Origin of the sequence: Desulfosporosinus nitroreducens (assembly GCF_023897015.1) — a bacterium.
Taxonomy (GTDB): Bacteria; Bacillota; Desulfitobacteriia; order Desulfitobacteriales; family Desulfitobacteriaceae; genus Desulfosporosinus; species Desulfosporosinus nitroreducens.
The window spans coordinates 1-13,449 of the sequence record NZ_JAMHFY010000049.1 but is presented as its reverse complement, the minus strand read 5'-3'; the positions used below and the strand labels follow the sequence as shown (position 1 = coordinate 13,449).

General features: G+C 40.3%; 14 protein-coding genes and 2 pseudogenes. 10 read left to right on the top strand and 6 right to left on the bottom strand.

Annotated features, from left to right (window positions below; all coding sequences use genetic code 11):
- Nucleotides 1-158: 158 nt before the first annotated feature.
- Both M8E35_RS25385 and M8E35_RS25380 read left to right on the top strand, forming a co-directional pair.
- On the top strand, nucleotides 159-458 hold the full coding sequence (locus M8E35_RS25385; RefSeq protein WP_252473756.1) for a hypothetical protein: 300 nt from the start codon (nucleotides 159-161) through the stop codon (nucleotides 456-458).
- A gap of 462 nt (nucleotides 459-920) precedes the next feature.
- A complete protein-coding gene (locus M8E35_RS25380; protein WP_309446511.1) occupies nucleotides 921-1,067 on the top strand; it encodes a hypothetical protein in 147 nt (48 codons plus the stop codon).
- 78 nt (nucleotides 1,068-1,145) lie between these two features.
- On the opposite strand, the gene M8E35_RS25375 is transcribed toward M8E35_RS25380, so the two are convergent.
- Nucleotides 1,146-1,436 (bottom strand): transposase, encoded by a 291-nt coding sequence (locus M8E35_RS25375; RefSeq protein ID WP_445012478.1) that lies wholly within the window; start codon nucleotides 1,434-1,436, stop codon nucleotides 1,146-1,148.
- Between M8E35_RS25375 and M8E35_RS25370 the strand changes: the two genes are divergently transcribed.
- Nucleotides 1,372-1,611 carry a recombinase family protein gene (locus M8E35_RS25370; protein ID WP_445012480.1) on the top strand — a complete coding sequence of 80 codons (240 nt, stop codon included), beginning with the start codon at nucleotides 1,372-1,374 and terminating at the stop codon, nucleotides 1,609-1,611. The genes M8E35_RS25375 and M8E35_RS25370 overlap by 65 nt on opposite strands.
- Nucleotides 1,612-1,687: 76 nt before the next feature.
- Here the strand turns inward: M8E35_RS25370 and M8E35_RS25365 are convergent, their stop codons facing one another.
- Together M8E35_RS25365 and M8E35_RS25360 are read right to left on the bottom strand one after the other, a co-directional pair.
- Entirely contained in the window at nucleotides 1,688-2,857 is a 1,170-nt protein-coding gene (locus tag M8E35_RS25365) for a Ger(x)C family spore germination protein (RefSeq protein WP_252473755.1), read from the bottom strand.
- 15 nt (nucleotides 2,858-2,872) lie between these two features.
- Nucleotides 2,873-4,480 carry a spore germination protein gene (locus M8E35_RS25360; RefSeq protein ID WP_252473754.1) on the bottom strand — a complete coding sequence of 536 codons (1,608 nt, stop codon included), beginning with the start codon at nucleotides 4,478-4,480 and terminating at the stop codon, nucleotides 2,873-2,875.
- A gap of 147 nt (nucleotides 4,481-4,627) precedes the next feature.
- Between M8E35_RS25360 and M8E35_RS25355 the strand changes: the two genes are divergently transcribed.
- Nucleotides 4,628-5,737 carry a GerAB/ArcD/ProY family transporter gene (locus tag M8E35_RS25355; RefSeq protein WP_252473753.1) on the top strand — a complete coding sequence of 370 codons (1,110 nt, stop codon included), beginning with the start codon at nucleotides 4,628-4,630 and terminating at the stop codon, nucleotides 5,735-5,737.
- A gap of 19 nt (nucleotides 5,738-5,756) precedes the next feature.
- Nucleotides 5,757-5,969, top strand: coding sequence for a hypothetical protein (locus M8E35_RS25350; protein ID WP_252473752.1), 213 nt, complete (start codon nucleotides 5,757-5,759; stop codon nucleotides 5,967-5,969).
- Between the two features lie 721 nt (nucleotides 5,970-6,690).
- Here M8E35_RS25350 and M8E35_RS25345 read toward each other — a convergent pair.
- Together M8E35_RS25345 and M8E35_RS25340 are read right to left on the bottom strand one after the other, a co-directional pair.
- Complete coding sequence (locus M8E35_RS25345) at nucleotides 6,691-7,452, bottom strand: MBL fold metallo-hydrolase (protein WP_252473751.1); 762 nt, start codon at nucleotides 7,450-7,452, stop codon at nucleotides 6,691-6,693.
- Nucleotides 7,453-7,947: 495 nt separating this feature from the next.
- Nucleotides 7,948-8,184, bottom strand: coding sequence for a hypothetical protein (locus M8E35_RS25340; protein ID WP_373887485.1), 237 nt, complete (start codon nucleotides 8,182-8,184; stop codon nucleotides 7,948-7,950).
- A gap of 326 nt (nucleotides 8,185-8,510) precedes the next feature.
- Between M8E35_RS25340 and pdxR the strand changes: the two genes are divergently transcribed.
- The gene (gene pdxR / locus M8E35_RS25335; RefSeq protein ID WP_252473750.1) at nucleotides 8,511-10,025 is read left to right on the top strand and encodes a MocR-like pyridoxine biosynthesis transcription factor PdxR; all 1,515 of its coding nucleotides are present in this window, start codon (nucleotides 8,511-8,513) and stop codon (nucleotides 10,023-10,025) included.
- A 44-nt stretch (nucleotides 10,026-10,069) separates the two neighbouring features.
- Nucleotides 10,070-11,284 carry an aminotransferase-like domain-containing protein gene (locus M8E35_RS25330; RefSeq protein WP_252473749.1) on the top strand — a complete coding sequence of 405 codons (1,215 nt, stop codon included), beginning with the start codon at nucleotides 10,070-10,072 and terminating at the stop codon, nucleotides 11,282-11,284.
- A 324-nt stretch (nucleotides 11,285-11,608) separates the two neighbouring features.
- On the opposite strand, the pseudogene M8E35_RS27120 reads toward M8E35_RS25330, so the two are convergent.
- Nucleotides 11,609-11,701: pseudogene (locus M8E35_RS27120) on the bottom strand (ABC transporter ATP-binding protein); the annotation flags it as partial.
- A gap of 259 nt (nucleotides 11,702-11,960) precedes the next feature.
- Here M8E35_RS27120 and M8E35_RS27215 point away from each other — a divergent pair.
- The 3 genes and pseudogenes from M8E35_RS27215 to M8E35_RS25310 form a co-directional block, all read left to right on the top strand.
- Entirely contained in the window at nucleotides 11,961-12,098 is a 138-nt protein-coding gene (locus tag M8E35_RS27215) for a WCX domain-containing protein (protein WP_445012479.1), read from the top strand.
- A gap of 109 nt (nucleotides 12,099-12,207) precedes the next feature.
- A complete protein-coding gene (locus tag M8E35_RS25315; RefSeq protein ID WP_252473748.1) occupies nucleotides 12,208-12,834 on the top strand; it encodes a type 1 glutamine amidotransferase family protein in 627 nt (208 codons plus the stop codon).
- Between the two features lie 314 nt (nucleotides 12,835-13,148).
- Nucleotides 13,149-13,267 (top strand): annotated as a pseudogene (locus M8E35_RS25310) (nitroreductase family protein); the annotation flags it as partial.
- Nucleotides 13,268-13,449 lie beyond the last annotated feature (182 nt).

The window sequence follows — 13,449 nt, the reverse complement described above, 5'->3', positions numbered from 1 at the left end:
AAATCATTGAGGAAAAACAGTCCTCTTAACTTATATATAATTTTGGAGTTTAGCGACAACTAATTTGACAAATACCGAACTATATAATTCCCATATATTTATAATTAATTTTTGCTTCTTTGGGTAGAATTAATATAAACTCAAGGAGGTAATTTTAAATGAAGATTATTAAAAATGACCTGAAAGAAATTAGGGAAAAACTCATTTGTGAGCATTTGTTAAACCTTAATGAGAATAACGATACATTTGCAGTTGAATTGGATAATCTTGATGTAAGGATTTATTCAACGTCTGAAAATGACGACGCAATTATTTATTTGAAAAAGGAGTTTTTTCACAGAAGTACGTGTGAACCTGTAGGGCTTTATAGTTCTCTGATTATTTTTTACGACCTTAATGAAAGGTATCGACTACTATTCAATGCGGATGATACATTTACTATCAAGACATTGGATTAATAGTTATATTAATCTTATTTCCATAAACTTTCTCCTCTCTAAAGCCATTTTTAATTCGTGTCTTTATTATCAGTCTTCATTCTTTACAGTTTCATTATAATCCAAAACTTCCCATTATCCTACTCATGATTACAGTTACTACTAATATCCATTTACCTAAGTTTATTCGAATTTCCAGTTATAGGACAAAATTTTGTTAATTATTCCTAACATAGCCCTTGCAATTGTTAAGGATTCACTTTGACTTAAATATTCCGCGAACCAAACATTCCTGAACAATTGACCATAATATTCAGCTAGTGGTTCAACCATCAACAGGGTGGCTCATTCTGAGCGAGACAGTGGTACAGTACAGAGCGTACTGGTGGCGTTACAACACCGAAATATTCACTACAATAAGTGGTGAACGATGGTTTCTGATTTTGAGAGGGGTTTTTAGATGTCGGATACAAAAAAAATATTTTGCATACCGCGCTCCGCTTGTTTGCGCGAGATGGCTATGAAGCTGTTTCGGTTAGCGCTATTGGCAGGTCGAAAAATGAAGTAGCATTATGTGGACGGGCGTGGGTGAGGGTTCCGGGCTCCAACCAAGAGCCTGTAATCGTTTGAGATAACCAGTAATTTTGTGTTCACGATTGAAGCCATCGTAATAGTCGGAACCGAGATTGTGAAAAGGCACACCGTTTTTCAGAACATGGTAGATGGCAATGAGCATGGAATGAGCAAGGAATGAGCAACAGCCACAGTTGCTCTGTTCTTTCCTCTGCGCGCCGCAATTCGCTGGTATTGCGCGGAGAAATAAGAGCCCTTAACATTTCTGGCTGCTTTTGCACATTGAGTCAGGATGGATTTGAGTGTTTTGTTGCCCTTGGTGGTCTTGCAGTGACTTCGCTTGCCGGCACTTTGATGATTCCTGGGACAAACACCCGCCCAAGAACACAAATGTGCCGCACAGTCGATATCAAGATTTGCTCGCAATACCGAGGACTGCCTACACTTTGTAAGAAAGCTAAAAGACAAAGGAATAGCCGTTTATTTCGAAACGGAAAATATTGACACTATTGGTTCTGGAGGTGAACTCTTGCTTACCATTCTTAGCGGGATGGCACAAGATAGTAGTAGGAATCAATCGGATCAATTAATAACAGCGTAGATCGTTCTTTCTGCGTCCTATTTAGATTTGCGTCCTATAAATAGGGTTTCGTTAAGTCCCCTCGTCTTAATTTTTACTATTCTTGTTCAGGTGGTTTTTTTATCAGGCCCGTTCTTCTTAATTTGGCATTTACAATGACTTCAACTTCAAGGTTCGGGAAATACTGGTCCCATTGTTTTTCCATTTCTCCCCACAACTCGGGGTATTTTCTATGTACAGCATCACCAAACCCAAAGATATCTGAATTAAGTTCCTGGGCTTTCTTTAAAGCGGCCATTACTTCTTGGTGAATCACGTCAGCTTGGGATCTTTCAAGAGATCTCCATACTGGCGATATTGTTAGATCATCTTCAGGAGACATTTGGTCGCCCAAGTTTCCTTCTTCATCGATATGTACCGTAATATAGGGTTCATTATTATCCTTTATTTCCGTGGTAATTTTACTACTGGCCCGAATAATTTCCAGGCTGACTTTGCCTTCACCACTGGGACTTTTCACAACAATGATACCACTTTTCACTTTATCGATAACCCATAGAAGGCCACGGGTTTCCGCTTTGTTCAAATAGCCTACCAATTTGTCTGTTTTAAAAACTGCTGTTCCCGAAAGACGAGCTATTTTTTCTTTCCCTTGGTCCGAGACTTCAATCACAGAGGCTACCGGTGCAGTGGTTTTACTCATTAAACGAGTAAAGAATTCTTGCAGGTTAACATCACTTGCTTCGGATGTAGCGACACTTTTGTCGACTAATTGGGAAATATTTATACCTGGTATTTTTTCTAATTCTGTTTCCGAATCTATAATTTCATTTGCTTTACCTTTACTAATTAGAACCTTAGTCAGGCGACGTGATTCCGGGTCTCGGACAAAGAAATCCACATATTTTTCCACCCCTTCTCTAGCAATATCCTGACTAAATATTAGAGCTTCATTATGGGGCAGATATAACTTTCGATTGGACTCGTGGGTAAATTCCCTTATTGTGTCGAATACGGTTTCTCCCGTAGTGGTTATGTTCCAGTAAGGTTTTTTCCCGCCACCACCGCCCCCTGCTTGAGGAGCCTTTATCTCTCCTGGTTTAATGATTTGGGCTGTTATTTGAATTTTACCAGGTTCCTCTGCTTTATCAATACCTAAACAGGAAACAATGGCTAAAGTATTTAATTCCCGGCTATCCCAACAGCCATTCAGAACGATGAGGAGAGGTATTAAAATTATTAACAGTAGCTTACTGTTTTTCTGCATGAATACATCTCCCTACTATCTGTTTTCCGAGTCCTCCGAGGGCGGTTCAGGCATTAACCTGAATTCTTGTTTCTGGGGGTCATGCCCGCTAAAGATTCTGGGACGAGTAAACATAGCCCACAAAGGTACTCTAATAAAGGTATCTTTTAAGCCCTCAAGGCTGAGGGGGGCTAGAGGAGAAAGATAAGGAGTTCCAAAAGACCTTAAAGAAGATAGGTGGATCAAAATCCCAAGCAATACAATCATCATTCCGAAGGCACCCAGGAAGCCGGCAAAAATAGTGAATAGTAAACGTAAGATAGCCCCTGCATCAGCCTGGGGCGGAACCACAAAAGAAGAAATAGCCGTTATACCTACCACGATAACCATAGGGGCACCGATAAGTCCGGCTGATACTGCTGACTCCCCGATTACCAGAGCTCCTACAATAGTTATGGCCGAACCGACAGGGCGTGGCAACCGTACTCCCGCTTCCCGGAGAATTTCAAATATCAATCCCATACCAAGGGCTTCTGTTACTGCAGGAAAAGGAGTCCCTTCTTTAGCCGCCGCCATAGTGAACAGTAAGGGAGTGGGAATCATTTCCTGGTGAAAGTTTGTTAACGCTACATAGGCTGCCGGAGCTAGGATCGTTATAAGAAACGCTAGATATCGTAGGCTTCTAACCATGCTCGCATAATAAGGGCGTGAATAGTAATCTTCTGCGGATTGAAAACTTTCAATAAAAAACAAAGGGATAGTAAGTACCATAGGAGTGCCATCAACCAGAATGGCTACTCGCCCTTCCAGTAGTTTTGCCGCAACAACATCAGGTTTCTCACAGTTACCAACTGTCTGAAAGGGAGAAAACGGAGCATCTTCAATATACTGTTCAATGTAACCAGACTCCAAGATGGCATCCGTATTAATCCTTTTTAAACGGCGCTTGACTTCTTCTACAAGACGGGGATTGACCAATTCCTTTAAATAAGCGATACGAACACCAGTTTTGGTTTTTTGACCTATTTGCATCGTTTCAAAGGTGAAATTTGGATTTCGAATTTTACGTCGTAATAAGGCTGTATTGGTACCCAGAGTTTCGGTAAAGCCTTCACGCGGACCCCTCACAACACCTTCGGTTTTCGGCTCTTCTACACTCCGAGCTTCCCAACCTACGGTACTAATAACCAGAGCTTCTTGGGAACCATTGACTAATAAAACAGTATCTCCATATAAACAGCCATCGATTAACAGCTCTATGGTACTAACCCTTTTAACTCCTCCTACCGAGAGCATGGTTTTCTGGATAAGTTCAATGTTATTAGTAACCAGTAATTCATTTGAACTGAATAAGCGGGTATCGTACATCAATGGCTTTATTATACTGTCATTAACGATAGCGGAACTTGTCATACCCGTTAAGTAGATAATGGCGGCCTCAATTTTTCCTTCATAGCCAAAGTTGAATTCCCGTACAACAATATCACTACTTGTACCTAAAATAGTTTGTAGATGTTTTAGGTTTTCTTGAATGTTATCCGAAAGGTTAGATGGAGATAATTCTTGAGAGTTATCTCCTTGTCTTTTAATAGTTTGGTTAAGCGCTTGCCAAAAATGTATTTTTTTCAATATAGAACGTAACATTATATTTCTCCTCATTCTGCTTCAATCTACTATCTTTATAGTATCAGTAGAAATAGTTGAAATATGTAATTGAAAATGAACAGAATGGTTTTCTAAGTATTTTTTACCAAAAAATTACACAGTATATTAAGGGGAGGAGGTGAAACTGTGGGAAAGGAACAGATCTGTCCCCGTCAACTGTTTATGCTGATTATCTCTTTTGAACTGGGAACTACCATCGTCCTTGGTTTGGGGCTGGAAGCTAAACAGGATGCGTGGATCGCAATACTGCTTGCCACTATGGTGGGGCTCCTTTTGTACGTTATGTACACGCAATTGTTTCGCTTGTTCCCGGGGCAGACCTTAATCCAATTCATTCCGCAAGTTTTTGGCAAAGTACTCGGATTTCCCCTCAGTTTACTATACCTTTCGTTTTTTATTTACCTTGCAGCCCGAGACTTACGGGACCTTGCAGAGCTGATAATTGACGCATTCCTCCCCCAAACACCTCTGGCAGTGATTAGTTTATTTATTATTCTCGTAATCTGCTACGCCGTTTTCCATGGTATTGAGGTAGTTGGTCGGGTGAATGAGGTGCTCTTACCCATTGTTCTTATTATGTTAGTACTAATGACAATCCTCCTCCTAGCTTCCAACAAAATTCACATTACTAACCTACAGCCGGTACTTGGTGAAGGGATCAAACCGATTATTAAGGCTACGTTTCCTTTGGCAGTCGTTTTCCCATTCGGTGAAGCGGTAGTGTTTGGAATGTTCTTTCCCTATTTGAACCAACCGTCTAAAGCCCGGGCAACCGGTTTAGCGGCATTTTTGGTCAGCGGCATTATAATCAGCTATACTACTGCGGTTAATATTGCCGTTCTCAACGCGGATATAGCCTCCATGGCCACCTTTCCGTTGTTGGCAACCGTTCGGTTAATTGATGTAGGTCAATTTATTCAACGATTTGAAATAATAGCCATGTTCCTAATGTTCATCGGTGCTTTTATAAAAATAACCCTCTATTTCTTAGGAGTTATTATTGGGGCTTCTTCTATGTTTCGCCTTCCGAATCACCGGTCGTTGGTGGTTCCTGTGGGTCTAATAATCTTCACCTCTTCAATCTATATTGCAAGTTCCTTTCCGGAACACTTGGAAGAGGGATTGAAAATAGCTGTCCCTATCCTGCTTATTCCATTAGAGCTGATAGTACCTTTTGTAATGCTTTTAATTGCTTATGTTCGCAAATGGTACCATTCAAAAATCACCAATACTTAAAGGACGAGGTGGGGAGAAGTTGAAGCTTTTTGGGGTCTTCTTATTGCTGTGTGTAGTAACCTTTGCTATTGCCATCTTAATGGACATGGTGGCACTAGATGTTCCATTCCAGGAGGCCCTAGCTTACTTTTGGGAACCCAGGGGTTTAGAAAAAACCATGGTAATCATTGGTTTTCTTTTGACAACCGGTTATATTCTGATCTTAGGTCTTAGGCGGAAGGAGAAACAATGATTCCAATAAACTTTCGCAAAGACTTGGCGCGATCACATCTCCCTCACGCAATTGAGTATCTGGATCGTCCTGAAGGCGTTAGAAAGCGCCGCCATTTTGTTGATTTATATAATTATAAAATTGTCAAACGTTTTCTATAGAGCCGATGTAGGGCTTCAATGTGTTTTCTATCAAGCCGATGAGGGGTGTCCACGCACCCTGGTCACTGGTAATAAGACTATAAATAATATAGCTCTATTGTCGTGACAGGGCACGTTGAGTGCTTGATAGTGCTATATTTGCTAAGTGAAAGCCTTGATATCAGCGACTTCTAGAGTGGGAGTAGGATGGTTACTTTTATAGTGACAGGGTGTGGTGCGGAAATATATTTCTTTGTAGTGATTTATTCGAGCTGGGGAAAAAACAAAATATTTTTAAAACAAGTTGATACTAGTGTGTTAGCCATCTATTTGTATGGTATTTTATATCCATTATAAATTACTCCAGTTCATATTCCTGCTTATTTTTATCACACCATACACTGTAACACGATTCCACTGTCCTTATGCAAGCATTGACTGGACTATTCTCGGTATGTGATGCAAAAAAGAGCAGGTCAACATGGGTGGATTTGTTGACTTGCTCTTTTAATTAAAATTCTTATTATGCTCATTTTGTTCAAAATGAAAAATTCGAAAAGCTCTATGGTCAATGCTTTCTCATGACTTTTATTTATAGCCAATTACAGCCATATAGCAAAATTATTGTATTTAAAGGTACCGCTTCCGTGGTGCAATTTGCCGTCTGCTTTTAATTGGGTAAATGCCTTTTTCATATCCCTAAGTGTAGAGGGCTGGATATTCAAATCGTGATGCGCTGGAAACACTCTCTTCACCGGAAGAGCTGAAACTCTCTCTATCGATGATAAATAGGCTTCGGGGTTGGTCGACGGGAAATATGCAAACAACGTTCCTATGTAAACCAAATCGCCGGTAAAAAGATATTCCCTGTCTTTTTCATAAAAGCACATGTGCCCCGGCGAATGTCCCGGTGTATGCAGCACCTGTATCGTGCGTCCACCGATATCTATAATATCATTATCCTTCAATACTCTTGTGGCAGTGCCTTGAAAGAACTCATAATCATCGACGTTGAATTCTTCCGGCAACTCACACTTCTCAACAACAAAGGCTTTTATTTGTTCCATTGTCAATGGAAACTCTCCCGCAAGCCAATTTGCCTCATCTTCATGCACATAAAATTCAGGAAAATATTTATGCCCGCCGATATGATCCCAATGTATGTGAGTAGCAACAGCTATGACAGGTTTATCTGTCAATTTCATTACTTCGTTATAAATATTCATAATACCAAGCCCGGTATCAATCAGCAGGCTGTGGCTTGTCCCGTTCAGGAGATATGCATGGGTTTCTTCCCAATGTTTATACTCGCTGATTATATAGGTATCCTTGTCAATATGATCAACGGTAAACCAATCATTCATAATTTTTGTCCTCCAAAATTCCTAATTTATATCAGAAAACATTCAAATCCGTGATTCAAATTCTCGTTTATCATAAACATACCATATATTGACACTGCTTTCTACCGTCCTTAGGCAAGCATTGACTGGTCGGTTGTGGGCTTATATGGTGAGATGAGCAGACCAACAAAAAATAAGTAAAATCGGGCTGAAAAAGTGCATTTTCTGCCCTGTTTTATAAGCATTTTATAGATGACCTCGGGTAATCTGGCACAATCACTTACGGGGGATAGTACCGATATTATCCCGTTCCTTCCCTATTTGCTGCAGGATTTATGGGAGCTTGGAAGCTCTCCCAAAGAAATGCTCAGCTTGATAAAGAACCATATCTCACTAAACGAAGATGCCCGAGTTTTGGATTTAGGCTGCGGAAAAGGTGCGGTATCCATCCAGCTTGCCAAGGAGCTTGGGTGCTGTTGACAACATGTGTCAGGCTTTCCAGGGAGTTTTGTTTCACTATTGTTGAATCAATTTAACCATAACAGAAATATCTTCGGCGGCCATTTCAAATTTTGACTTCTCAATCAAAATGTTTTGCCCTGTCATAATGTAGGACGGCATGATACGGATACCTTCATGGTAGATTTCACTGTTCCGCAGTTTGTATGTGGACACCCCGGGAACGGCATTTTTCTTTGTTGTCTTTTTACTAATCATGTTAAATGCTTTTTTAGCCACATCTCCCATAAGCATGACAACTTTCACATTAGGAAACAGTGACAGCTCTTTTTCGATTCAAGTAATTAGTGAAGGAAGATCACTTGTTCTTTTCTGAACTGCAACTCTTGGAGATATTTTTTTAACTCAGACAAATATACCCTGTAGAGTGGACAATAAGAAACTACTCTACAGGGTATTTTGTTTTGGATCCGTGGGTAATTTTAAATTGCAGCGTCGTACAACTTGGTCCTTGACTTATGTTTGACATTGGATGATTTAAAAAAACTTATATTGGTTGTTGATTAGCGGCAGATGTGTAATTAAAATAAAAATGGATTGATCCAATGAGGTGGTTTGGTATGAAGGTAATAATTAACAGAGACTCTGATGCACCGGTTTATGTCCAAATTATTGAGCAAGTACGTCGCCAAATCTTATCTGGGGAGCTTTTGCCCGGATTTCGTCTGCCAGCGGAGAGAAAACTGGCGGAAAGCCTTGGTGTCAATAGAACGACAGTATTAAATGCTTACAGTGAACTGAAGGCTGAGGGGCTTATTGGCTCCAGAGTTGGAGCTGGTACTATTGTGCTTTCATATCTCGATGAGGAATTGAGCGGTTGCAGCTCTTCGCGGGAGCCTGAATGGAATCAAATTTTCAGTCAATACTCGAACAGATTTGATTCCTGCTTGGTACAGGATCTATTGACGCTGGCAAGCAGAAACGATGTTATTTCATTTGCTACCGGTATAGCATCTCCTGTAAGCGGCCCTATTGAGGCACTGGAAGGAATTGAAAATGAAGTTGTAAATAACAGAAACTTTAAGTCTTTGCTTCATACTCCAACGGAGGGGTTTATGTCTCTTCGTAAGGCTGTTTGCGGGCTTATGCAAAAGAGAGGGGTCTATTGCCAGCCCGATGAAATTATGATGCTTTCCGGTTCCCAGCAGGGCATTGATTTGGCTGCTAGAATATTAATCGATCCCGGAGATATAGTCGTTGTGGAAGAACCCACATATTTCCCCGCCATTCAGGTTTTTAGAACAGTCGGAGCGCGAGTAATCGGTGTTCCAATTGACGACAAAGGCATGAACGTCGATGCGCTCGAACAGCTGCTGCACAGGTACAGACCTAAACTTATATATACTATACCAACTTTTCAGAACCCTTCAGGAGCTGAAATGGAGCTGGAAAGAAGAAAACGGCTGGTGAAACTTGCCTCAAAATACAATGTAATTATCCTTGAGGATGATGCCTATGGCGATCTATGTTATGACGGTAATTTGCTCCCGATGCTCAAATCCTTGGATAACGAGGGGTATGTTATTTATTTGAGTACTTTCTCAAAAAACATTTACTCCGGTCTGAGATTGGGGTGGATGGTGGCTCACAAAAAGATAATACGGGAATTTGCATCAGCCAAACAGTTAATTGATCTGCACTCAAGCAGTCTTTCACAGTATATTGTTGAAAGATTTATTGAAAACGGTTCACTTGAAGCCCATTTAAATAAAGTTTGTAGCGAGTACCGAACAAGACGAGATATCATGTATGAGGCTCTGGCTAAATATGCCCCTAAGGATTTAAAGTGGAATAGGCCAAAAGGCGGCTATTATTTATGGTGCAGACTTCCGGATGGCATATCATCATTAAAGCTTTTAGCAAAAGCTGCCGATTACAAGGTATCCTTTGTTCCGGGCTCTCCCTTCTTTTCTTCAGGACAAGGAGATAATTTCATAAGACTCAATTTCACCTATGCACCTATTAAGGATATTGATGAAGGAATTAAAAGGTTATGCGCTGCAATGAAAGAGCTGGATGCTGAAAAGGGCAATGATGATATATATTCAATGATGGAAATTAATCCCATAGTATGAGCAAGTCTATAAATGAAATGACTTAAAAAGATGGAGGCAATAAAATGGAATTCAAATTTGCAAAGAGAATGTCATATTTAAAGGCTTCGGAAATAAGGGAGATTCTAAAGGTAGCCGAAAGTCCAGAAGTTATCTCATTTGCAGGAGGCCTGCCCGCACCCGAGCTTTTCCCGATAAAAGAGATAATAGAGGTAAACCGGCGAGTGTTGGAGGAAGATGGTCAAGCAGCACTCCAGTATGCCACAACTGAAGGGTATGCACCTCTGCGGGAGTGGATAGCAAATAGAATGAATTCTACACGTGGGACTAATTTCGACGCCGATAATATCCTGATAACACATGGATCACAGCAAGCGATTGATTTGTCGGCCAAGGTGTTTCTCGATGAGGGAGACACTGTACTTTGCGAAAGCCCAACATACCTTGCTGCAATCAGCGCATTCAAAGCCTATGGCTGTAAGTTTCGGGAAGTACCGACAGACGATTGCGGGATGATACCCGATGCACTTGAGCATATTATTGAGACGACAGAAAGAGTAAAAATCATCTACGTGATTTCTGATTTTCAAAACCCAACAGGTAGATCATGGAGCCTTGAGAGGAGAAAACGGCTGGCAGATATCGCCGAAAAGCATCAGGTTGTTGTCATTGAAGATAATCCGTATGGTGAACTGAGGTTTGAAGGCGAGGCCTTGCCATCTGTAAAGTCGTTTGATAAGACGGGCTGTGTTCTTTGTCTCGGAACATTTTCTAAAATATTTTGTCCCGGTTACAGGATCGGATGGATAGCAGGTGACAAAAGAGCAATAGCAAACTATGTACTTGTAAAGCAGGGCGCTGACCTGCAGTGCAATACGATTGCTCAAAGGGAGATTAGCAAATACCTTGAACTTTACGATATAGAAAAACATATAGAAAAAATACGCGAGGTGTACAGAAAACGAAGAGATATTACCATTAAATCAATGGAGGCTGAATTTCCTCAAGGTGTAACATTTACAAAGCCCCATGGAGGTCTGTTCGCTTGGGTAGAACTCCCTCCACATATTAACGCGAGGGATGTTCTGGTTAAATGCCTTGAAAAAAATGTTGCGTTTGTTCCGGGTGGGTCCTTCTTCCCAAATGGAGGGAAAGAAAATACTTTCAGAATTAACTTTTCAAACATGCCGGAAGACAGGCTCGTCGAAGGTATTAAGTGTCTCGCGGGGGTTCTAAAAGAGTTTTATGATAATTCAGCTGTTTTAGGATCTAAGCGCTGATGCCCGCTGTCTTCAGTTTCCCTTTAGCCGTCTGCACCTTGTGGATGGTGAACTTGACGCCGACAAGCTCGCCAGACATGAAGGAGGGCTCAGCCAATTACATGGCAACCGGTGTCAACTAGGCTTATATGTCCAGCGGCGTCACGCTTGATGCCGGGACAATAATCGGGCTTGCCTGCGCACTCCTGCTCTTTATTTTCACGGGCTATTTAATCATCTACAATATCTTTCAAATCTCCATTTTGCGGGATATCCGTTTCTACGGTCTTTTGAAAACCGTCGGCACAACCAGATTGCGGATCGCTTTTTGGTTGTTGACTTTGATCATAGGTGCTCACCGCCTGCGATTTTTCCGTCCTCAATGCGGACGATGCGGTCTGCAAGCTGGGCAATCTCTTCGTTATGGGTGATCATCATGCGGGATGAAATTCGCAGCTTTCGGGTTGAACGGATTATACAGATAAAACAAACAAAAATGATGTTTGAACGACCCTGAAGCCTTTTCTGCCAAGGGATTTTTTTTACAAAGTTTTTTGCCTAATCTTACCAGTTAAAAATGGCATTATTTCATTAATTATCAAGGGCAGAGCAGAGGCTTTGGATGACTTATGCATTCATTGGTTTTTAGGTCATCATCTAAAAGAGAGGAATTTAAACCAAGCAATCTTTTTAGTTGATGAAAAAGCGATTCACGAAATATGTACCTTATTTTCTTCTTTCTTACGGAAAAGCTATTCAAGTAATCGAACCACAGAGTTTGAAGCAAAAGCTAGTTTCTGTAGCAACGGAGTTAATGGAATATTATCAAATATAATATCTTCACTGACAATAGTTGTCAGTGAAGATGTGCTATTATGGTGATAAACATTAATCATTAGCGAAATTTGATTAACGATTTTTTGATGTCAGAGGAGGAATTTAAAATGAATAGCACTGTATATCTTTATGTATTTGATACGATGGCAGATTGGGAAATAGGTTATTTAACTGCTGAACTAAACTCAGGAAGATATTATAAGAAGGGGCTATCCCCATCCAAAATAGTTACCTTGGGAGTTGCAAAGACTCCTGTTACTACAATGGGAGGTTTGAAGATATTACCTGATATTGTACTAGAGGAGTGTAGCATTAAAAACACAGACGCTTTGATTTTACCTGGTGGAGATACATGGATGGAATCAATCCACGAACCAATAATTAATAAATCAGAACAGTGTATAAAGGAGAACATTGTTGTAGCGGCGATATGTGGAGCTACAGTAGCGCTTGCACAGAATGGATTGCTGGATTCAAGATGGCATACAAGCAATGATTTGGGGTACCTCAAAATGGTGTGTTCGGGTTATAACGGTGAAAAGTATTACAAAAATGAGCCTGCTGTTACTGATGGAAAATTAATTACTGCTTCGGGGGTAGCTCCATTGGAATTTGCCATACATGTCTTGAAAGCTTTGGATGTGTTTTCGCCAAAAACATTAGATGCTTGGTATAAGCTCTATGAAACTCACGAATCAGAATATTTTTATGAGTTAATGGATTCAATACAATAAGAACATATGTGTGGATGTGATGTGTTCATTTAGGGAACGGAATTTTTTTGATAAGAAGAATTTAGGTTTGTTTTAAGAAAGATACCTTTCCGCCAAGGAACCACCAGCTCTTTGACATCATTATTGTCTACTCGAGGCATTGCGAAGTTTGTTGTTTATTATCAAAACGGTTGTGATGATATTTTTCCCAACAGGATACTCGTCAGAAAAACTAATAAATTTATGTTTGGAAGGTCATAAGTCATATATTCAGCTTAACTTTATGGAGGTTTCGGAACTGTATAAGAATGTGAGTTATTAATAAAGGGATTAGCATGCTAAAACAAATAGAAAACAGAAGAAGTATTCGTAAGTATTTAAATAAAAAAGTTGAAAAGAGAAGATTGTTCAAGTATTAGAAAGCGCCAGACTAGCACCCTCTGGAAGTAATACTGACAATAAAAAGCTGACATCTTTAGAATATTCCCCACTGCCAAGACGCTACCAGGTTTATCGGGCATCTTTTTTGATCGTTCAAGGCACGTGGAGTGCGTGATAATGCTATATGTGCGACACGTTTCTAAATGAAAAGTTTAGACATTTGTAGAAATACAAAGAGAACTAACATCTTGATGA

Excerpts from the sequence above, each read along its gene's own strand:
- M8E35_RS25360 (WP_252473754.1), bottom strand. The coding sequence starts at position 4,480 with ATGTTACGTTCTATATTGAAAAAAATACATTTTTGGCAAGCGCTTAAC.
- M8E35_RS25330 (WP_252473749.1), top strand. The coding sequence starts at position 10,070 with ATGGAATTCAAATTTGCAAAGAGAATGTCATATTTAAAGGCTTCGGAA.
- M8E35_RS27215 (WP_445012479.1), top strand. The coding sequence starts at position 11,961 with ATGAAAAAGCGATTCACGAAATATGTACCTTATTTTCTTCTTTCTTAC.
- M8E35_RS25365 (WP_252473755.1), bottom strand. The coding sequence starts at position 2,857 with ATGCAGAAAAACAGTAAGCTACTGTTAATAATTTTAATACCTCTCCTC.
- M8E35_RS25345 (WP_252473751.1), bottom strand. The coding sequence starts at position 7,452 with ATGAATGATTGGTTTACCGTTGATCATATTGACAAGGATACCTATATA.
- M8E35_RS25340 (WP_373887485.1), bottom strand. The coding sequence starts at position 8,184 with ATGCTTATGGGAGATGTGGCTAAAAAAGCATTTAACATGATTAGTAAA.
- pdxR (WP_252473750.1), top strand. The coding sequence starts at position 8,511 with ATGAAGGTAATAATTAACAGAGACTCTGATGCACCGGTTTATGTCCAA.
- M8E35_RS25385 (WP_252473756.1), top strand. The coding sequence starts at position 159 with ATGAAGATTATTAAAAATGACCTGAAAGAAATTAGGGAAAAACTCATT.
- M8E35_RS25315 (WP_252473748.1), top strand. The coding sequence starts at position 12,208 with ATGAATAGCACTGTATATCTTTATGTATTTGATACGATGGCAGATTGG.